Genomic DNA, 21,578 nt, shown 5'->3' with positions numbered 1-21,578 from the left:
CCGCTCCCTGCGCTATGAGAGACATAACGCAGAAGACTAACCGGGAGCGCAATGTGCGCTGAAGCCACAAATAATATAAAGCACCGCACGGCGGTGCTTTCCCTCACCCTACCCCTTTAACTTCGGATCCAGCGCATCGCGCAGGCCATCGCCCAGCAGATTAAACGCCAGCACGGTCACAAAAATCGCCACCGCCGGAAACAGCGCTACGTGCGGGGACATCACCATATCCGCCCGCGCCTCGTTGAGCATCGCGCCCCACTCCGGGGTGGGCGGCTGCGCGCCGAGGCCGAGAAACGACAGACTGGCCGCCGAAATAATCGACACCCCAATACGCATCGTGAAGTAAACCACGATCGATGACACCGTCCCCGGCAGGATGTGGTTGAACAGAATGGTGGCGTCGCTGGCGCCGATGCTGCGCGCCGATTCAATAAAGGTCTGCTGCTTTAACACCAGCGTATTGCCGCGCACCAGACGAGCAAACGCCGGGATCGAGAAGATCGCCACGGCGATGATCACGTTGGCCATCCCGCTGCCCATGACAGCGACCACCGCGATCGCCAGCAGGATCCCCGGAAAGGCGAACAGCACGTCGCAAAGTCGCATAATGAGCCGGTCCCACCAGCCCTCATAGTAGCCGGCCAGCAGCCCAAGCACCGTGCCGATAGCCGCGCCAATCAGCACCGCCAGTACCCCGGCAGCCAGCGAGATCTGCGCCCCGACCAGCACCCGGCTGAAAATATCGCGCCCCAGCGAGTCGACACCGAACCAGTGCACCAGCGAGGGCCCCTCGTTAAGCCGGTCATAATCGAAATAATTTTCCGCATCGTACGGCGCTATCCATGGCGCAACGATGGCTACCGCAATCAGCAACAGCACGAAAATACCAGCGCCCATCGCCACCGGCTGGCGACGAAAGCGCCGCCAGAACTCATGCCATGGGGTATGGATCTCGCCGGGTCTGATACCCGGCATGGCGTTCAGCGCCGCCTGCCTTCTCCAGTTGAGCAATCGCACCTTACTTATACCTGATAGCCGGGTTAATGGCCGCGTACAGCACATCCACCACTAAATTGATAAGAATAAACTCCAGCGAAAAGAGCAGGACTTCCGCCTGAATTACCGGGTAATCGCGCATCTCTACCGAATCGACCAACAGGCGCCCAAGTCCCGGCCAGTTAAACACCTTTTCCACGACGATCGACCCACCGAGCAGAAAGCCGAACTGTAGCCCCATCATGGTCACCACCGGGATCATCGCATTGCGCAGGCCATGCTTGAGCACCACCCACGTTTCGCTCACCCCTTTCGCCCGCGCGGTACGCATATAGTCTTCATGCAACACATCAACGAACGACGCGCGGGTAAAGCGCGCCATGACCGCCGCTACCGCCGCGCCAAGGGTCAACGACGGCAAAATATAGTGCCGCCAGCTGTCGGCCCCCACCGTCGGCAGCCAGCCCAGCTCAACCGAAAACACCTGCATCAGCAGCATGCCGAGAGCAAAAGCCGGAAACGAAATGCCGCTCACCGCCAGCGCCATTCCCAGACGGTCGGGCCAGCGATTGCGCCACACCGCGGCCGCGATCCCCGCCGCCATCCCGAACAGTACCGCCCAGCTCATGCTGGCCAGCGTCAGCCACAGCGTGGGCATAAAGCGGCTGGCTATTTCACTGGAAACGGGACGCCGCGAGGCCATGGAAATGCCAAAATCGCCGCGCAGCACGTTGGTGATGTAGTGCCAGAACTGGACATGCAGCGGCTGGTCAAGCCCCAGCTGCTGGCGCACCATCGCCACCACCTGGGCATCGGCCTCCGGTCCGGCAATCAGCCGCGCCGGGTCACCGGGCAGCATATGGACGAACAGAAACACCAGTACTGCGACGATAAGCAGGGTGGGGATCAGCCCCAGCAGGCGCTTAATCACATAGTTGAGCATCATACCTCCGCAACCCGCCCCGCGGAAAAACCGCCCCCCGCGCGCTGGCGCCGGAGAGCATCATCCCATCCTTCACGGTGTTAAATCTGCCTGTTCAAAACTAAAGCCAGTATCCGGCTGGATATAGAAACCGGTGAGGTTCTTGCTGTGGGCGGAGACCAGTTTCTCGACCACCAGCGGTACCCACGGCGACTCTTTCCAGATAATATCCTGCGCCTCTTTATAGAGTTTGGTTTTCTCTTGCGGGTCGGTGGTTTTCAGCGCCTCGCTCAGCGCGTTATCCACCTGCGGGTTGCTGTAAAACGCGGTATTAAACAGCGTCGGCGGCCAGTTTTGCGAGGCGAACAGCGGCGACAACGCCCAGTCGGCTTCACCGGTGGAGGCGGACCAGCCGGTATAGAACATCCGTACACCGCTCTCTTTCTGCCCTTTACCTTCCACTTCCGCCGCCCGCTGACCAGCGTCCATCGCCGTCACCTGCGCCTTAATCCCCACCTGCGCCAGCTGCTGCTGGGTGAACTGCAGTACTTTCTGCGCGGTGCTGTGATTATGTGATGACCATAGCGTGGTGCTGAAACCGTTAGGGTAGCCAGCCTCTTTCAGCAACTGGCGAGCTTTCGCCGGATCGTAGGGCCAGGCGGTGTAAGTCTGGGCGTAGGCAATCGACGGCGGCACCACCCCGGTCGCCGGGGTGGCGTATCCGGCAAACGCCACCTTGACCAGCGCCTGACGGTTAATCGCATAGTTGATGGCTTCACGCACCTTCGGATTATCGAACGGCTTCTGCGTCACGTTCATGCTGATGTAGCGCTGCATGATCGACGGGCTGGCCACCAGCTCCAGTTTGCTGTTTTTTGCCAGCAGCGGCGCCTGTTCGTAAGGGATCGGGAAAGCAAACTGCGCTTCGCCGGTCTGCAGCATCGCCGCCCGGGTGTTGTTATCCACCACCGGACGCCAGGTGATGGAGTCCAGCTTCGGCAGGCCTGGCTGCCAGTAACCATCGAACTTGCTGACCTTCACGAAATCTGTCTGGTTCCAGGTGTCGAGCTTATACGGCCCGGTACCCACCGGATGGAAGCCAATATCCTTGCCATATTTTTTCAGCGCCGCCGGCGAAATCATCGCCGTCGCCGGATGGGCGAGAATGTTAATAAATGCCGAGAAGGGCTGCTTCAGGGTAATTTTGACCGTGGTCGGATCGACCGCCTCGGTGCTGGCGATATTTTTATACAGGTTATAGCGCTTGAGATGGTTATCCGGGTTACTCGCGCGGTCGAGGTTAGCCTTGACCGCCTCGGCGTTAAAGTCGGTGCCATCCTGGAATTTCACCCCGCTGTGCAGCTTGATGGTGTACACCAGGCCGTCCGGTGACACGGTATAGCTCTCGGCAAGAACATTTTGTAGCTTCATCTCTTTATCAAGGCCGAACAGGCCTTGATAAAAGGACTTCGCCACCGCCTGCGACAGGGTATCGTTGGCATCATAGGGATCGAGCGTCGTAAAGTTAGACCCGACCGCCACGACCACATCTTTGGCGGCAAAGGCAGGGGCGCTCGCCAGGGCCGCCGCGATACTCAGCGCCAGCCACCATTTGCGTGAAACAGGTTGTGTCATCGTATTCTCCTGAAAAGGTGCGTTATGTGTTGTTATGCTCTGCCCAGCACATCGGCGGATTCGCGGGCGACAAAGTGGTCCGGCCCAACCTGCTGCAATGGCACGCTGGCCATCTCCTCGCCCCGCTTATAGATATTGCCCGGGACGTCATCAGACAGCAGGACTCGCTGCGGATGACGGTAGGCCGGGTCGGCCACCGGTACGGCGGCCATTAGCTTACGGGTATAGGGGTGCTGCGGGTTTTCAAACACCGCACGGCGCGGGCCTATTTCGACAATGCGACCGCGATACATCACCGCCACGCGGTGGCTGATGCGCTCCACCACCGCCATATCATGGGAAATAAACAGAAACGCGATGCCCATCTCGCGCTGCAGGTCGAGCATCAGATTGATAATCTGCGCCCGAATGGAGACATCCAGGGCCGACACCGACTCATCGGCTATCACCACCTTCGGATTCAGCGCCAGCGCGCGGGCAATGCAGATCCGCTGCCGCTGGCCGCCGGAAAAGGCATGGGGGTAACGCCAGGCATGCTCCGGCTGAAGCCCCACGCGCTTCAGTAGCCAGGAAACCCGCTCACGCGCGGCTTCCCCGTGCAGCAGGCCATGCACCCGCAGCGGCTCCATAATCGAATCGCCGACCGTCTGACGCGGGTCAAGCGAAGCGTAAGGATCCTGAAAAATAAACTGAATATTACGGCGCAGGGATTGCAGCTTGCTGCCGGAGAGCGTATCAATCCGTTGGCCGTCGAAGGTAATGGTGCCACCCTGGGTTTCGACCAGTCTCAGCAGCGCCCGGCCGGTGGTCGACTTGCCGCAGCCGGACTCTCCCACCAGCGACAGGGTCTCTCCCGGCCAGAGATCAAAACTGACCTTCTCCACCGCATGCACTTCGCGCGTCACGCGATTGAGCAGCCCGCCGCGCACCGGAAAACGGGCCACCAGGTCGCGCACCTGCAGGATAGGCTCCCCCGCCGCCACCGTGTCTGGCGTTTCGGTCTCCGCCTGCGGCTGACCGGGAAGCGAAAAACGGCGCGGCAGATCCTGACCCCGCATCTCCCCCAGCCGCGGAACCGCCGCCAGCAGCGACTGAGTATAAGGGTGCTGCGGCGAACGAAAGATCTCCTCAACGCTGCCGGTCTCTACCGCCTCACCGCGATACATCACCAGCACCCGATCGGCGATATCGGCCACGACGCCCATATCGTGGGTAATAAAGATCACCCCCATCGCCATCTCCTTTTGCAGGACGGCAATGAGTTGCAAAATTTGCGCCTGGATGGTGACATCCAGGGCCGTGGTCGGCTCATCGGCTATCAACACCGCCGGCCGACAGGAGAGCGCCATGGCGATCATCACCCGCTGGCGCATGCCGCCGGAGAGCTGGTGCGGATAGCGTGAGAGCATCTCTTCCGCCTGGGGAATACGCACCTGGTCGAGCATCTTTTTCGCCGCGCGCAGCGCCTCTTCGCGCCCCAGCCCCTGGTGCAGGCGCAGGGATTCGGCGATTTGTTCGCCGATGGTAAAAACCGGATTCAGCGAGGTCATCGGCTCCTGAAAAATCATGGCCAGATCCGCGCCGCGCACCCGGCGCATCTCGGCGTCCGTTTGCTCATTGAGCGCGATCACCTGCCGGTTACGCCGCCGCAGCCACAGCCCCTCGCTGCTCACTTCGCTGCTGGCGGCGTCAAGCAAACGCATCAGCGCCAGCGCGGTCACCGATTTTCCCGAACCGGACTCACCCACTATCGCCAGCGTCTCGCCGCGACGCAGGCTGAAGGATAGCTGACGCACGGCCTGCACCTCTGGCGCATCCTGTTGGCGAAAGGCCACGTTCAGGTTGCGCACTACCAGCACTTCGCAGGTATCGGTTTCGTGAGTTTGCGACACTCTCCCTCTCCCTTCTTCTATTCGCGATAAATGCCAATGGTCGGCGTATCGCCGGCATAGCACCAGGCGCGGTACATGCCTTCACTGTTAAACGGTAAAACGACGTTACCTTCGCGATCGACGGCAATCAGCCCGCCGCTACCGCCGAGAGCCGGCAGTTTCTCCATCACCACCCGCTCGCAGGCGGTGTAGAGACTCAACTGACCATACTCCATTAAGGCGGCGATATCGTAGGCCGCCAGGGTGCGCATAAAGACTTCGCCGGTGCCGGTGCAGGAGACCGCCACGCTGGCATTGTTGGCATAGCATCCCGCGCCCGGCAGCGGGCTGTCGCCGACGCGTCCGGGCAATTTGTTGGTCATGCCGCCGGTGGAGGTTGCCGCCGCCAGATTGCCAGCCAGGTCGAGCGCCACCGCGCCGACGGTGCCCATTTTCTGGCGTTCATCGAGCGGGGCGGCGTGGTGGTCGAGGATAATCTCCCCGCCCGCTTTCGCCTCCTGCAGCTGCAGCAGGCGCTCGGGCGTGGAGAAGAGATCGTTTTCCACGCGTTCCATCCCCCGGGAGAAGGCGAAATTTTCCGCGCCCTCGCCAATCAGCAGCACGTGCGGACTCTCCTCCAGTACCAGACGCGCCGCCAGCACCGGATTACGCAAATGTTTGACCCCGGCCACCGCGCCCGCCTGCAGGCTGTAGCCATCCATTACGCAGGCGTCCAGCTCGTGGGTTTGATCGTGGGTAAATACCGCGCCCATCCCGGCATTAAACAGCGGGCACTCTTCCAGCAGCCGAACGGCCTCGGTCACGGTATCCAGCGCACTGGCGCCCGCAGCCAACATCTTCTGCCCGCTTTCGACGATAGTCGACAGCGCCGCCACATACTCTCGCTCCCGCTCCGGCGTCATCTGCGCGCGAGAAATCGCCCCTGCGCCGCCGTGAATTGCTATAACCGCCTTGCCCATTTCGCCAGTCCTTAACGATGAAGTGGATCGCCCCTGCCCCGTCGTACCGCGGCGCGGCGCCGGTCACGTCAGGAATAAGGGTATTGATATCATTATATTGCTGAATGTCTTATACAATTTTTGAATATAGAAAGAGCGGCGGGCGATGTAAAGCCTCGTACCCAGGTGGCATACAGCCCGCGCCGCTTTTCTGCCATAATAGGCGTTTTCGCTGTTTTGCCCGCAGGAGTGACCCATGGATTTTACCGCCGGACTGATGCCGCTCGACACAGCCCTCGCCCAGATGCTCGATCGTATTACGCCGCTGAACGCGACGGAAACTGTACCGCTGTTGCAGGCCTTCTCGCGTGTGACCGCCCATGACATCGTCTCCCCGCTGGATGTGCCCGGCTTTGATAACGCCGCGATGGATGGCTATGCCGTCCGGCTAAGCGACCTTCGCGACGGCGCGGCGCTGCCGGTCGCCGGTAAGGCCTTTGCCGGCCAACCGTTTCACGAGACCTGGCCCACCGGCACCTGTATCCGCATCATGACCGGCGCGCCGGTGCCTGCGGGCTGCGACGCGGTGGTCATGCAGGAAGAGACCGAACAGACCGACGCCGGCGTGCGCTTTACCGCGCCGGTGAAAGCCGGGCAGCACATTCGCCGTCGCGGAGAAGATATCGCTCACGGCGCGGTGGTCTTCCCGGCGGGGACGCCCCTGACGGTGGCCGAGCTGCCGGTGCTGGCCTCGCTGGGCATTGCCGAGGTCGAGGTGGTGCGCAAGGTCCGCGTCGCGGTCTTCTCAACCGGCGATGAGCTGCAGCTGCCGGGTCAACCGCTCGGCGACGGCCAGATTTACGATACCAACCGCCTGGCGGTGCACCTGATGCTGCAGCAGCTGGGCTACGAGGTCATTAACCTCGGCATTATTCCTGACGACCCGGCGAAGCTGCGTGACGCGTTTATCGCCGCCGACCAGCGGGCCGACGTGGTCATCAGCTCCGGTGGCGTCTCGGTGGGCGAAGCCGACTACACCAAAACCATTCTTGAAGAGCTGGGGGAGATCGGCTTCTGGAAACTGGCGATCAAGCCGGGGAAACCCTTCGCCTTCGGCAAACTCAGCAGCAGCTGGTTCTGCGGCCTGCCGGGTAACCCGGTTTCCGCCACCGTCACCTTCTGTCAGTTGGTGCAGCCGCTGCTGGCGAAACTCTCGGGCAAGCACGGCCCGCTTCAGGCAACCCGCCTGCGGGTACGCGCCGCCACGCGACTGAAGAAGTCGCCGGGCCGTCTCGACTTCCAGCGCGGTATTCTGCAGCGCAACCCCGACGGCGAGCTGGTGGTGACCACCACCGGCCATCAGGGCTCGCACATTTTCAGCTCATTCAGCCTCGGTAACTGCTTTATCGTACTGGAGCGCGAACGCGGCCACGTCGAAGCGGGCGAATGGGTCGAAGTCGAGCCCTTTAATCATCTGTTTGGGGGGCTGTAATGGCCGTTGAGCTGAGCGACGAGGAGATGCTGCGCTATAACCGGCAGATCATCTTGCGCGGTTTTGATTTCGACGGTCAGGAGCGGCTAAAAGCCGCTCGCGTACTGGTGGTCGGCCTCGGCGGGCTCGGCTGCGCCGCCGCTCAATATCTGGCGGCGGCCGGCGTGGGTCAGCTCACCCTGCTCGATTTCGACACCGTCTCGCTGTCCAACCTCCAGCGCCAGACGCTGCACAGCGACGCGACCATCGGCCAACCGAAGGTGGATTCTGCCCGCGAGGCGCTGGCGCGCATTAACCCGCACGTCCGGCTGGTCCCGCTCAATGCTTTGCTGGATGAGACCGCGCTGGCGGGGCAGATTGCCGATCACGATCTGGTGCTGGACTGCACCGACAACGTCGCCATTCGTAACCAGCTCAACGCCGGCTGTTTCCAGCACACCACCCCGCTGGTCTCCGGGGCGGCGATCCGCATGGAGGGGCAAATCAGCGTCTTCACGTATCAGGATGGCGAACCCTGCTACCGCTGCCTGAGCCGTCTGTTCGGCGAAAATGCCCTCACCTGCGTCGAAGCCGGGGTAATGGCCCCGCTGGTGGGCACCATCGGTTCGCTGCAGGCGATGGAGGCCATTAAACTGCTGACCGGCTACGGCACCCCTGCCAGCGGAAAAATCGTGATGTACGACGCCATGACCTGCCAGTTTCGTGAAATGAAGCTGATGCGTCATCCGCAGTGCGAGGTATGCGGCTCGCACTAACCCCCACACCGGCGACGAGGGTCGTCGGTGGTTTTGTGACCTCTCTCGTTTTTTTATCCCCAGGAGCTTAGCCCCATCCCGCTTGTTGATTTGCGTCAATATAACTTTCATTCGAAAGTGTTTTTATATTCATACGCAAACAAGAGGATAAGCCATGATCTTCAACATCCAGCGCTACTCCACCCATGACGGCCCAGGGATCCGTACCGTCGTCTTCCTGAAAGGCTGCTCGCTGGGCTGCCGCTGGTGCCAGAACCCGGAAAGCCGCGCCCGCAGCGAAGATCTGCTGTATGACTCGCGGCTGTGCCTGGCCGGCTGCGATCTGTGCCAGCAGGCGGCGCCGGAGGTTATCACCCGTACCCTCGATGGTTTGATCATTGATCGGCAAAACGTTAACGACAAGCATATTACTGCGCTGCGTGACTGCTGCCCCACCACCGCGCTAACGGTCTGCGGCGAGGAGAAAAACGTCGAAGCGATCATGGCGACGGTGCTGCGTGATAAACCGTTCTACGATCGCAGCGGCGGCGGCATCACCCTTTCCGGCGGCGAACCCTTTATGAACCCGACGCTGGCGCAGGCGCTTTTCGAAGCCAGCCATCAGGCAGGTATTCACACCGCCGTGGAAACCTGCCTGCACGTGCCGTGGAAATACATTGAACCGGCTTTACCCTTTGTCGACCTGTTTCTCGCCGACCTGAAACACGTCGACGAGGCCGTTTTCCAGCAGTGGACCGACGGCAGCGCCCGCCGGGTGCTGGATAACCTGCAGCGACTGGCGCAGGCAGGGAAAAAAATGATTATTCGCGTGCCGCTGATCCAGGGATTCAACGCCAGTGAAGCCGACATTGCCGCGATCACCGATTTTGCCGCCGACCGCCTGCAGGTCAGCGAGATCCATTTCCTGCCGTACCACACGCTGGGAATGAACAAATACCAGTTACTCAGTCAGCCCTACACCGCACCGGACAAACCGCTGGATGCTCCTGAGCTGCTCGCCTTCGCGCAGGATTATGCGCGGAGCAAGGGGCTAACGGCGATCTTACGAGGATAACCTTATGACGACTCTCAAACTCAATACCCTCAGCGCCCGCATCCAGGCCCATAAAATGGCACTGGTGCATATTGTCAAACCGCCGGTCTGTACCGAACGCGCCCGCCACTACACCGAGATGTATCAGCAGCATCTTGATAAGCCAATCCCGGTACGTCGCGCCCTGGCGCTGGCACATCACCTTGCCGAGCGCACCATCTGGATCAAGCACGACGAACTGATCGTCGGCAACCAGGCCAGCGAAGTGCGCGCCGCGCCGATTTTCCCGGAATACACCGTCAGCTGGATTGAGAAAGAGATCGACGATCTTGCCGACCGCCCCGGCGCCGGCTTCTCGGTCAGCGAAGAGAACAAACACGTGCTGCATGAAGTGTGCCCATGGTGGCGCGGGCAGACCGTACAGGACCGCTGCTACGGTATGTTTACCGATGAGCAGAAGGCGCTCCTCGCCACCGGTATTATCAAGGCGGAAGGCAACATGACTTCCGGTGACGCCCACCTGGCGGTCAACTACCCGCTGCTGCTGGAGAAAGGCCTCGACGGTATGCGCGCCAAGGTCGCCGAACGCCGGTCGCGCATTAACCTGACGGTGCTGGAAGATCTGCACGGCGAGCAGTTCCTGAAAGCGATTGATATCGTTCTGGAAGCGGTCAGCGACCACAGCAAACGCTTCGCCGCGCTGGCGCGCGAGATGGCGACAGCAGAATCCCGTGAATCACGCCGCCACGAACTGCTGACGATAGCCGAAAACTGCGACATCATCGCCCATGAGCCGCCGAAAACCTTCTGGCAGGCGCTGCAGCTGTGCTACTTCATTCAGCTAATCCTGCAGATTGAATCTAATGGCCACTCGGTCTCCTTTGGCCGTATGGACCAGTACCTCTATCCGTACTACCGTCGCGACGTTGAACTGCAGCAGTCGCTGGATCGCGAACAGGCCATTGAGCTGCTGCACAGCTGCTGGCTGAAGCTGCTGGAGGTCAACAAAATTCGCTCCGGCTCGCACTCCAAGGCCTCTGCCGGCAGCCCGCTGTACCAGAACGTCACCATTGGCGGCCAGAACCTGGTCGACGGCCAGCCGCAGGACGCCGTCAACCCGCTGTCGTATGCCATCCTGGAATCCTGTGGTCGTCTGCGCTCTACCCAGCCGAACCTCAGCGTGCGTTACCATGCCGGGATGAGCAACGACTTCCTCGACGCCTGCGTCCAGGTGATCCGCTGCGGCTTCGGCATGCCGGCGTTTAATAACGACGAAATCGTCATCCCGGAATTTATCAAACTCGGCATCGAGCCGCAGGACGCCTACGATTACGCCGCCATCGGCTGCATCGAAACCGCGGTTGGCGGCAAATGGGGCTACCGCTGCACCGGCATGAGCTTTATCAACTTCGCGCGGGTGATGCTGGCGACGCTGGAAGGTGGCCGCGATGCCACCAGCGGTCAGGTATTCCTGCCCCAGGAGCATGCCCTGTCGAAAGGCAACTTCGCTAATTTCGACCAGGTGCTGGCAGACTGGGATAACCAGATCCGCTACTACACCCGTAAATCCATTGAGATTGAGTACGTGGTCGATACCATGCTGGAGGAAAACGTCCACGATATTCTCTGTTCGGCGCTGGTGGATGACTGTATCGAACGGGCGAAAAGCATCAAGCAAGGCGGCGCGAAATATGACTGGGTTTCCGGCCTGCAGGTGGGTATCGCCAACCTCGGCAACAGCCTGGCGGCGGTGAAAAAACTGGTCTTCGATCAGGGCGCCATCGGCCAGCAGGAACTGGCGAAGGCGCTGGCGGAAGATTTCGACGGTCTGACCCACGAGCAACTGCGCCAGCGGTTGATCAACGGCGCGCCGAAGTACGGTAACGATGATGACAGCGTCGACGAGTTGCTGGCGCGGGCCTACCAGACCTATATCGACGAGCTGAAGCAGTATCACAACCCGCGCTATGGCCGCGGCCCAATCGGCGGCAACTATTACGCCGGCACGTCGTCTATCTCCGCCAACGTTCCGTTCGGCGCCCAGACGATGGCGACACCGGATGGCCGTAAAGCGCACACCCCGCTGGCGGAAGGGGCCAGCCCGGCCTCCGGTACCGACCATCTGGGGCCGACAGCGGTCATCAGTTCGGTGGGCAAACTCCCCACCGGCGCGATCCTCGGCGGCGTGCTGCTTAACCAGAAGCTGAATCCGTCCACGCTGGAGAATGAGTCCGACAAGCAGAAGCTGATGGTGCTGCTGCGCACCTTCTTCGAGGTGCACAAAGGCTGGCATATTCAGTACAACATCGTATCCCGCGACACGCTGCTGGAGGCGAAGAAACACCCTGACCAGTACCGCGATTTAGTGGTCCGCGTCGCCGGATACTCGGCGTTCTTCACCGCCCTGTCGCCGGATACCCAGGACGATATCATCGCCCGAACCGAACATACGCTGTAACCCTTCGTGCCCGCTGGCGCTATGCTTAGCGGGCCTACCCTGTTCTGCAGGCCGGGTAAGGCAACGTTGCCACCCGGCATTTTCTGCGCTGAGTGAACTTTCATTCGAAATAAATTTGTGCTCCCCATCACATTGTAATTAGAATGTTACTGGTCGAAGTTAAGCCAGGAGCATCCCCTTATGACCGTTAAAGTTATCGTCACCGATATGGACGGAACTTTTCTCAATGACGCCAAAACCTACGATCGCTCACGGTTTCTGGCGCAATTCGCCCAGCTGCAGCAGCGCGGCATTGAATTTGTTGTCGCCAGCGGCAACCAGTACTATCAGTTGATCTCCTTCTTCCCGGAGATCCGCGAGCAGATTTCGTTCGTCGCCGAAAACGGCGCGCTGGTCTTTGAGCATGGCAAGCAGCTGTTCCACGGCGAACTGACCCGCCACGAATCACAGGTGGTGATTGGCGAATTGCTCAAAGATCCGCAGCTCAACTTTGTCGCCTGCGGCCTGCAGAGCGCGTATGTGAGCGATAAAGCTCCGGACGCCTTCGTCGACCTGATGTCAAAGCACTACCACCGTCTGCAGCGGGTAAGCGATTACCATCGCATCGACGACACGCTGTTCAAATTCTCCCTCAACCTGCCGGACAGCGAGATCCCACAGCTGATCGATAAACTGCACGTGTCGCTCGACGGGATCATGAAGCCGGTCACCAGCGGCTTTGGCTTTGTCGATTTGATTATCCCCGGCCTGCATAAAGCCAACGGCATCAGCCGCCTGCTCAAACGCTGGAACCTTTCGCCGCAGCAGTGCGTGGCCATCGGCGACAGCGGCAACGACGCCGAAATGCTGAAGCTGGTGAAATACGCTTTCGCCATGGGTAACGCCGCCGACAGCATCAAGGCTATCGCCGGCTACGCTACCGACGATAATAACCATGACGGCGCGCTGAACGTCATTCAGGCCGTCCTCGATAACACCGCTCCCTTCAACGCGTGACCCTTCGCCGGGGCATCGCGCCCCGGTTTTTCCATTTTGTGCGCCGTAGCAAGATTTTAAACTTGCATTAACTCCATTTTAACCTAAATTAACGTTTGTAAGATTTAACACTTTCGAATGAAAGATACAGCGAGGTTATTATGGCTGCTCTCCCGACCCACGAAACATTACCTGCCGACCACAAAGCGGCAATTCGCCAGATGAAACAGGCCTTACGGGCACAAATTGGCGATGTCCAGGCAGTGTTCGATAAACTCTCGGCGCGTATCAGCGAGCGCCTGGACGAGATTAATGCCCTGAAAGCCACAGGCCAGGAGGTCTGGCCGACGATCCCGTTCAGCGATATCGCCGAAGGAAAAGTGAGCGATGAGCAGCGCGCGGCGATTAAGCGCCGGGGCTGTGCAGTGATCAAAGGACACTACCCGCGCGAACAGGCGCTGGCCTGGGACAACGCGATGCTGGAATACCTCGATCTGAACCATTTCGATGATGTTTACAAAGGACCTGGCGACAGCTTCTTCGGTTCGCTGGAGGCTTCGCGTCCGGAAATCTATCCGATCTACTGGTCCCCCTCGCAAATGCAGGCGCGACAGAGTGATGAAATGGCGGCGGTGCAATCCTTCCTCAATCGCCTGTGGCGCTTTGAACAGAATGGCAAGCGCTGGTTCGATCCGGATGTCAGCGTGATTTACCCTGACCGTATCCGCCGCCGCCCGCCGGGAACCACGTCAAAGGGGCTGGGGGCGCATACCGATTCTGGCGCGCTGGAGCGCTGGCTGCTTCCCGCCTATCAGCAGGTTTTCGCCAACGTCTTTAATGGCAATATCGACGCCTACGATCCGTGGGACGCCGCGCACCGTACCGAAGTGGAAGAGTACACCGTCGACAACACCACCAAATGCTCGGTGTTCCGCACCTTCCAGGGCTGGACCGCGCTGTCGGACATGATCCCGGGTCAGGGGCTGCTACACGTGGTGCCGATCCCGGAGGCGATGGCTTATGTGCTGCTGCGCCCCCTGCTCGACGATGTGCCGGAAGATGAGCTGTGCGGCGTCGCGCCGGGCAGAGTGCTGCCGATCTCTGAGCAATGGCACCCACTCTTAATTAAAGCGTTAAGCTCGATTCCGGCGCTGAACGCTGGCGATTCCGTCTGGTGGCACTGCGATGTTATTCACTCAGTGGCGCCGGTGGAAAATCAACAGGGCTGGGGCAACGTGATGTACATCCCGGCCGCGCCGATGTGCGAAAAGAACCTCGCCTACGCGCAGAAAGTGAAAATTGCTCTGGAAAAAGGGGCCTCGCCGGGGGATTTCCCGCGCGAGGACTATGAGGCCAGCTGGCAGGGGCGCTTCACCCTGGAAGATCTGAATATTCACGGGAAACGGGCGCTGGGTATCCCGGTTTAATCGTCATACAGCCCCTGCGGCTCCACGGCGGTATGGCCTTTGCCCGGCCGGATCCGCCGTACCGAATCACGTACCACCAGCGTGCCGTGCAACAGTAGCGAGCCGTGCGGCGCCTCCGGGCGCAGCAGGCGCTGCTGCAGGAGATGCACCGCCTCGCTGCCCAGCTCATCTCGCGGCACATGCACCGCGGTCAGCGGCACCTCCTGGATCGCCGCCAGATTAAACCCGTCGATACTCATTACCGAAACATCCTGCGGCACCCGCAGGCCTCGTTTTTGCAGGGCGCTGACGGTGCCGGCGGCCATAAAATCGCCGCCTACCAGGAAGGCGGTAGGCATCGGGCGCCCCTGTAAGCCGTCAAGCCAGGCCCCTACCTGCTCTTCCGTCTCTCTGGCGCTAAAGTTGGCGACGCTGATGAGATCCCGGCTGGCGGTAAAGCGCAGATTGCGCGCGCGCCATGCTTCCTGGATCCCGCCCAGCCGCAGCTCCATGGTATAGCGGCGCAGGCACATCACGTTCATCACCGCCCGATGGCCCATATCAAACAGATAGCGGGCGGCGCACTGGCCAATCAGACGATGGTCGGGGGCAATGGACGGCAGCCGCATCCCTTCATCCCGACAGTTGATCAATACGCAGGGTTTGCCCACATCCGCCGCCAGGCCATGAATATGCGGATCGTCGATCCCCAGCAGCACCGCGGCCTGGGTCTCCGCTTCGTTCATGCGGGCAAGAAACAGGTTGGCGTCGCTGTCGTTCTCGTCCAGTGCGCAGTAGCGCAGGCGCACTTCATGCGCCGCCAGCGCGTTATTGATGCTCTGGATCACCCGGTAGTAGAAGATATCCGATCGCTCATCGAAGGCGCGCTGCGGAGCAAACACCAGCAGATTATTGAGCAGCAGACGCCCGGCGGCCAGTCCCTGCATGACCCCCAGCTCGCGGGCGCACTCCAGCACCGCCCGGCGCGCCTTATCGCTGGTATTCGCCTTTCCGGCCAGGACGCGCGAAACGGTGCTGGCCGACAGCCCGGTGCGGGCGGCGATTTCGGCGACGCGCAGCTTTTTATCCATTTTGTGATCCAGCTCCGATTGGAAAATGAAAGAATTTTCATAATCGCCAAAGCGCTTCCTGTAAGCAAATGACAGAGCGAAATTTGAGATCTCGGTCATTTCATGAAAAAAGTTGCATAAATAGCACTTTGCCCGACGTTTTTTCTCCCTTAGCCTGAATTGGTCCAACATCTCCCATACTAGTTATACCAATGATGTTGAGATAAAAAATAGACTATTCAAATAGTTAAAAAAACTATGTGACCACTCAGGGAAAGAGGCCGTCACTTTCCCCCTACAACGTCTTGTGGAGTGTGCTATGAGTCAAGGACTCAACAATGATATCGCGGTCAGTAAAACGCGCCGGGTGGTAAAAAACCTGCGCTGGTGGGTGCTGGTCCTGTTTTTACTCGGCGTCACCGTCAACTACATCACACGTAACTCGCTGGGGATTATCGCCCCGGAACTGAAAGCGACGCTCGGTATTACCACCGAACAATATTCCTGGATCGTCGGCGCGTTTCAGCTGGCTTACACGATTTTCCAGCCGCTCTGTGGCTGGCTTATCGACGTCATCGGCCTGAAGCTCGGGTTTATGATCTGCGCTACCCTGTGGGCGCTGGCCTGTATCGCCCACGCCGGGGCTGGCAGCTGGCTGCACCTGGCTATGTTGCGCTTCTTTATGGGCGGCGCCGAGGCGGCCGCCACGCCGGCGAACGCCAAAACCATCGGCGAGTGGTTCCCGAAATCTGAACGGCCAATCGCCGCCGGCTGGGCTGGCGTCGGCTTCTCTATCGGCGCAATGCTGGCCCCGCCGATTATCTACTTCGCCCACGCCTCCTTCGGCTGGCAGGGGGCGTTTATGTTTACCGGCGCGCTGGCGCTGCTGTGGGTAGTGCTGTGGTGGGCTTTCTATCAGAACCCGGAAAAGCACCCGAACCTCAGCAAAAGCGAGCTGGAGTACATCAAGCAGGATAACGAAGCCCCGCCGGTGAAACAGCCCTTCTTTACCGCGCTCAAAACCGTCTCGAAGAATAAACGTTTCTATGGGATCGCCATCCCCGCCTTTATGGCCGAGCCTGCCTGGGCGGTACTGAGCTTCTGGGTGCCGCTGTACCTGGCGAAAGAGCACGGCATGGATCTGAAGCAGATCGCGATGTTCGCCTGGCTGCCGTTCCTCGCCGCCGATCTTGGCAGCGTGGTCAGCGGCTATCTCACCCGCCTGTACGTTCGCTGGTTCGGCTGCACGCGAGTCAACTCGGTTATCGCCAGCTCGGTAACCGGCGCGTTTCTGATGATCTCGCTGGCCCTGGTCGCCATTACTCGCGATCCCTATATCACCATCATCCTGATCTCCATTGGTGGTTTCGGCCATCAGATCATCTCCTGCATGCTCAGCGCGCTGGTGGTGGAGTCTTTCGACAAGGGACAAATGGCGACGGTCAACGGTATGCGCGGCTCCGCGGCGTGGATCGCCAGCTTCCTGTTCTCATTATTAATCGGGGTGACCGCCGACAAAATTGGCTTCAACCCGCTGTTTATCGCCATGGGGTTCTTTGACCTGATTGGCGCCGTTTTCCTGGTGGCATTTATTGCTGAACGTCGCGCCAAGCGCGCCTGAGAGTGGATGTAAAATATGAAGACGTTGAAACACTGGAGTTTGCACCAACAGCTGGAGCATCACGTTGAATTGACCGTTGATGGTCAGCACACTTTGTGTCTGTACGTGCTGGAAGAGAATTTATTCCGCGTCCTGCTGAAGCGCCAGGGCCAACTGGCGCTGGATCGCACCTGGAGTATCGCCCCGCAGCAGGATGTGCCGTGGGAAGGCCGCGCGCGGGATGACCTCAGCGGTTTTAGCCTCCCGGCCTGGCAGATGACCAAAGAAGATGACGCGCTGACCATCGCCACCCGCCAGCTGCGCGTCACCGTCCACCAGCCGCTTTGGCTGGAGTGGAGCTATCGCGACGACGCCGGCGAGTGGCAGACGCTCGCCAGTGACCGCCCCACCAGCGCCTATCTGGCAAACGCTCACGGCGACGGCGTCGCCCATTATCTGAGCCGCCGCAAAGATGAGCGTTTCTACGGCCTGGGCGAAAAGGCCGGCGACCTGCAGCGCAACGGTAAGCGCTATGAAATGCGTAACCTCGATGCCATGGGCTACAACGCCGTCAGCACCGATCCACTTTATAAACATATTCCGTTTACCATCACCCAGCGCAGCGATATCAGCTACGGCCTGTTCTATGACAACCTGAGCAGCTGCTGGCTGGATCTGGGCAATGAAATCGACAACTACCACACCGCCTATCGCCGCTGGCAGGCGGAGGCCGGCGATATCGATTATTACCTGTTTACCGGTAAACAGGTGCTGGATGTGACCAAAGCCTTCGTCCGCCTGACCGGTAAAACCTTGTTCGGGCCAAAATGGAGCCTCGGCTACAGCGGCTCCACGATGCACTATACCGACGCGCCGGATGCGCAAAATCAGCTGATGAACTTCATCCGCCTGTGCGAGCAGCACGCGATCCCTTGCGACTCGTTCCAGCTCTCTTCCGGCTATACCTCGATCAACGGCAAGCGCTACGTCTTTAACTGGAACTACGACAAGGTGCCGCAGCCAAAAGTGATGAGCCAGTCGTTCCATGATGCCGGGCTGAAGCTGGCCGCCAATATCAAACCGTGCCTGCTGCAGGATCACCCGCGCTATGGCGAAGTGGCGGAACGCGGTCTTTTTATTCGCGATTCGCAAACCGACGCGCCGGAGCGCTCCAGCTTCTGGGACGATGAAGGGTCGCATCTCGACTTCACCAACCCGCACACCGTGGCCTGGTGGCAGGAAGGCGTGACCACCCAGCTACTGGAGATGGGTATCGATTCGACCTGGAACGATAATAACGAGTATGAGGTGTGGGACGGCGAGGCGCGCTGCTACGGCTTTGGCCGCGAAATCGCCATTAAACATATTCGCCCGGTGATGCCGTTGCTGATGATGCGCGCCTCCATGGAAGCCCAGCAGCGCTTTGCGCCGCAAAAGCGCCCGTATCTGATCTCCCGCTCCGGCTGCGCCGGGATGCAGCGCTACGTCCAGACCTGGAGCGGCGACAACCGCACCAACTGGGATACGCTGCGCTATAACATCCGCATGGGGCTGGGCATGAGCCTTTCCGGGCTGTTTAACGTCGGCCACGACGTCGGCGGTTTCTCCGGCGATAAACCCGAGCCGGAGCTGTTCGTGCGCTGGGTACAAAACGGCGTGATGCATCCGCGCTTTACCATTCATTCGTGGAATGACGACCAGACGGTCAATGAAGCCTGGATGTACCCGGAAATCACCCCGGCGATCCGCTCAGCCATCGAGCTGCGCTACCGTCTGCTGCCCTATTTGTACACCCTGTTATGGCAGGCGCATGCCGATGACGAACCGATGCTGCGCCCGACCTTCCTCGATCACCAGCACGATACCCAGACCTTCGCCGAGTGCGATGACTTCCTGCTGGGTCGCGATCTGCTGGTGGCCAGCGTGGTCGAGCCCGGCGCCCGTCAACGCCAGCTGTGGCTGCCCGATAATCAGGACGGCTGGTACGATTTTTACAGCCACCAGTGGTTCGCCGGCGGCCAGTGGGTGACGCTGGACGCGCCGCTGGAAAAACTGCCGCTGCTGGTCCGCGCCGGCGCCGGTCTGCCGCTTAGTGAACGTATCAGCCACGTCGATGCGCAAAAAGACGATCGTCGCGAACTGCAGTTGTTCCCGCTGAAAGGTACCGGCTCAACCCGCGGTCTGCTGTTTGAAGACGACGGCGAAAGCTGGGGCTATAAAGAGGGGGATGCGCTATGGCTGGAGTGGGAAATGATCTGCAGCGCCAACAGCATAAACCTGAATATCAACGCTCGCGGCAGCTACCGTCCGGCGTGGAAAGCGCTGAAGCTGTCATTACCGGCGGGAGAAAAGCGCAAGCTGCTGGTGAATGGCGTTGAAGGGACCGAGTGGAGGCGCTAAGCGATATGCCGGGCGGCGGCTTACGCCTTGCCCGGCCTGGATTTTATGATGTTCCCGGATTGCGCTACGCTAATCCGGGCTACAAACGGGTGGCCTCAAAATCCCCGGTGGCGCTACCGCTTACCGGGGCTACAGCACTGTGCGGTTTGGTAGCCCGGGTAACGGACAGTTTCAGTAACCATGGGTACAAGATAGCGCTCTTAAGCTCACAATGGCACGGACCGTAGGCCGGATAAGGCGCAGCCGCCATCCGGCGCGAAAGTGGCTCTTTACCCGCAGTTATTGCCCGGCGGCGCTACGCTTGCGCGGGCCTACAGATCACATGCCAGGCGTAGCCCGGGTAAGGCGTAGCCGCTACCCGGGTAACGGACAGGGATTACTCGATACCTTTGCTGCGCAGGTAGTCTTCGTAGTTACCGCTGAAATCGATCACGCGTTCTGGGGTGATCTCCAGGACGCGGGTCGCCAGCGAGCTGACGAACTCGCGGTCGTGAGAAACGAAGATCAGGGTGCCCTGATACATCTCCAGCGCCATGTTCAGCGATTCGATCGATTCCATATCCAGGTGGTTGGTCGGTTCGTCCATGATCAGGATGTTTGGCTTCTGCATCATCAGCTTACCGAACAGCATGCGCCCTTTCTCACCACCAGAAAGGACTTTCGCCGGCTTTTTGATATCGTCCTGGCTAAACAACAGACGGCCGAGGATACTGCGTACCGCCTGCTCGTCGTCGCTTTCCTGCTTCCACTGGCTCATCCACTCGAAGACCGTCAGGTCGTTTTCGAACTCGTACTCATGATCCTGCGCGTAGTAACCAATTTGCGCGTTTTCAGACCATTTCACGGTGCCGTTGTCCGGCTGCAGTTCGCCTACCAGAGTTTTCAGCATGGTGGATTTACCCACGCCATTGGCGCCCAGAATGGCAATCTTCTCGCCCACTTCCAGCAACAGGTTGACCTTTTTGAACAGCGGACCTTCATCAAAGCCTTTGGTAAGGGCTTCCACTTCCAGCGCGTTACGGAACAGTTTCTTGTCCTGTTCGAAGCGGATAAACGGGTTCTGACGGCTGGAGGCTTTAACCTCTTCCAGCTTGATTTTGTCAATCTGGCGCGCGCGCGAGGTGGCCTGACGTGATTTAGAAGCGTTGGCGCTGAAGCGGCTAACGAAGGACTGCAGGTCCGCAATCTGCGCTTTTTTCTTGGCGTTGTCCGCCAGCAGACGCTCACGCGCCTGGGTGGCCGCGGTCATGTATTCGTCGTAGTTGCCCGGATAGACGCGCAGCTCGCCGTAGTCGAGGTCCGCCATGTGGGTGCAGACCATGTTCAGGAAGTGACGGTCGTGCGAGATGATGATCATGGTGCTGTCGCGATCGTTCAGCGTCTGCTCCAGCCAGCGGATGGTGTCGATGTCCAGGTTGTTCGTCGGTTCGTCGAGCAGCAGGATATCCGGATTGGAGAACAGCGCCTGCGCCAGCAGGACGCGCAGTTTCCAGCCCGGCGCGACTTCGCTCATCGGGCCGTAATGCTGTTCAACCGGAATGCCGACGCCGAGCAGCAGTTCGCCGGCGCGCGCTTCGGCGGAGTAACCGTCCATCTCGCCGTATTTGACTTCCAGGTCGGCCACTTTATAGCCGTCTTCCTCGCTCATTTCGGGCAGCGCGTAGATGCGATCGCGCTCTTGCTTCACTTCCCACAGCTCGCCGTGGCCCATGATAACCGTATCCAGCACGGTGAATGCTTCGAAGGCGAACTGATCCTGGCGCAGCTTACCGATACGCTCGTTCGGGTCGAGAGAAACGTTGCCCAGCGTCGGCTCGAGATCGCCGCCGAGGATCTTCATAAAGGTCGATTTACCGCTGCCGTTGGCGCCGATCAGACCATAACGGTTGCCGCCGCCAAATTTAACGGAGATATTTTCGAACAGCGGCTTACTGCCAAACTGCATGGTAACGTTGCTGGATACTAGCACGGGGATATCCTGAAAAAAGAGAATGAGGGGTGTG

At 59.8% G+C, this 21,578-nt stretch carries 15 protein-coding genes; 8 read left to right on the top strand and 7 right to left on the bottom strand.

All coding sequences use genetic code 11. The annotated features are described in order from the left end of the window. Positions 1–108: 108 nt before the first annotated feature. From gsiD to iaaA, 5 genes are all read right to left on the bottom strand, one after another. Complete coding sequence (gene gsiD / locus A1WC_RS17725) at positions 109–1,020, bottom strand: glutathione ABC transporter permease GsiD (protein ID WP_004147729.1); 912 nt, start codon at positions 1,018–1,020, stop codon at positions 109–111. Position 1,021: 1 nt separating this feature from the next. Further along, positions 1,022–1,942, bottom strand: coding sequence for a glutathione ABC transporter permease GsiC (gsiC, locus tag A1WC_RS17730; RefSeq protein WP_008805798.1), 921 nt, complete (start codon positions 1,940–1,942; stop codon positions 1,022–1,024). Between the two features lie 72 nt (positions 1,943–2,014). Further along, a complete protein-coding gene (gsiB, locus tag A1WC_RS17735) occupies positions 2,015–3,556 on the bottom strand; it encodes a glutathione ABC transporter substrate-binding protein GsiB (RefSeq protein ID WP_004176731.1) in 1,542 nt (513 codons plus the stop codon). Between the two features lie 32 nt (positions 3,557–3,588). Continuing rightward, positions 3,589–5,448, bottom strand: a complete 1,860-nt coding sequence (gene gsiA, locus A1WC_RS17740) for a glutathione ABC transporter ATP-binding protein GsiA (RefSeq protein WP_016160540.1) — start codon at positions 5,446–5,448, stop codon at positions 3,589–3,591. Between the two features lie 17 nt (positions 5,449–5,465). Further along, positions 5,466–6,407: a beta-aspartyl-peptidase gene (iaaA, locus tag A1WC_RS17745; RefSeq protein ID WP_008805796.1), complete on the bottom strand. Its 942-nt coding sequence runs from the start codon at positions 6,405–6,407 to the stop codon at positions 5,466–5,468. A gap of 235 nt (positions 6,408–6,642) precedes the next feature. Between iaaA and moeA the strand changes: the two genes are divergently transcribed. From moeA to A1WC_RS17775, 6 genes are all read left to right on the top strand, one after another. Then, positions 6,643–7,878 (top strand): molybdopterin molybdotransferase MoeA, encoded by a 1,236-nt coding sequence (gene moeA, locus A1WC_RS17750; RefSeq protein ID WP_016160539.1) that lies wholly within the window; start codon positions 6,643–6,645, stop codon positions 7,876–7,878. Beyond that, on the top strand, positions 7,878–8,633 hold the full coding sequence (moeB, locus tag A1WC_RS17755) for a molybdopterin-synthase adenylyltransferase MoeB (RefSeq protein ID WP_012968648.1): 756 nt from the start codon (positions 7,878–7,880) through the stop codon (positions 8,631–8,633). The genes moeA and moeB overlap by 1 nt, the downstream gene beginning before the upstream one ends. A gap of 154 nt (positions 8,634–8,787) precedes the next feature. After that, complete coding sequence (locus A1WC_RS17760; RefSeq protein ID WP_008805793.1) at positions 8,788–9,687, top strand: glycyl-radical enzyme activating protein; 900 nt, start codon at positions 8,788–8,790, stop codon at positions 9,685–9,687. Between the two features lie 4 nt (positions 9,688–9,691). Further along, entirely contained in the window at positions 9,692–12,124 is a 2,433-nt protein-coding gene (locus tag A1WC_RS17765; RefSeq protein ID WP_012968649.1) for a formate C-acetyltransferase/glycerol dehydratase family glycyl radical enzyme, read from the top strand. A gap of 180 nt (positions 12,125–12,304) precedes the next feature. After that, positions 12,305–13,120, top strand: coding sequence for a Cof-type HAD-IIB family hydrolase (locus A1WC_RS17770; RefSeq protein WP_016160538.1), 816 nt, complete (start codon positions 12,305–12,307; stop codon positions 13,118–13,120). Positions 13,121–13,260: 140 nt separating this feature from the next. Further along, complete coding sequence (locus tag A1WC_RS17775) at positions 13,261–14,526, top strand: DUF1479 domain-containing protein (protein ID WP_008805790.1); 1,266 nt, start codon at positions 13,261–13,263, stop codon at positions 14,524–14,526. On the opposite strand, the gene A1WC_RS17780 is transcribed toward A1WC_RS17775, so the two are convergent. Then, positions 14,523–15,596 carry a LacI family DNA-binding transcriptional regulator gene (locus tag A1WC_RS17780; protein ID WP_016160537.1) on the bottom strand — a complete coding sequence of 358 codons (1,074 nt, stop codon included), beginning with the start codon at positions 15,594–15,596 and terminating at the stop codon, positions 14,523–14,525. The genes A1WC_RS17775 and A1WC_RS17780 overlap by 4 nt on opposite strands. 298 nt (positions 15,597–15,894) lie before the next feature. Here A1WC_RS17780 and A1WC_RS17785 point away from each other — a divergent pair, with 298 nt between their 5' ends. Together A1WC_RS17785 and A1WC_RS17790 are read left to right on the top strand one after the other, a co-directional pair. Further along, positions 15,895–17,196 (top strand): MFS transporter, encoded by a 1,302-nt coding sequence (locus tag A1WC_RS17785; RefSeq protein ID WP_012968650.1) that lies wholly within the window; start codon positions 15,895–15,897, stop codon positions 17,194–17,196. Between the two features lie 15 nt (positions 17,197–17,211). Continuing rightward, on the top strand, positions 17,212–19,575 hold the full coding sequence (locus A1WC_RS17790) for a glycoside hydrolase family 31 protein (RefSeq protein WP_012968651.1): 2,364 nt from the start codon (positions 17,212–17,214) through the stop codon (positions 19,573–19,575). 376 nt (positions 19,576–19,951) lie between these two features. Here the strand turns inward: A1WC_RS17790 and A1WC_RS17795 are convergent, their stop codons facing one another. Further along, positions 19,952–21,544, bottom strand: coding sequence for an ABC-F family ATPase (locus tag A1WC_RS17795; protein ID WP_008805786.1), 1,593 nt, complete (start codon positions 21,542–21,544; stop codon positions 19,952–19,954). Positions 21,545–21,578: the final 34 nt, after the last annotated feature.

Source organism: Klebsiella sp. KTE92, from assembly GCF_000398905.1.
GTDB classification, from domain to species: Bacteria; Pseudomonadota; Gammaproteobacteria; order Enterobacterales; family Enterobacteriaceae; genus Klebsiella; species Klebsiella variicola.
Note: the sequence above shows the minus strand (reverse complement) of the source record. Positions and strands in the feature narration are given on the sequence as shown.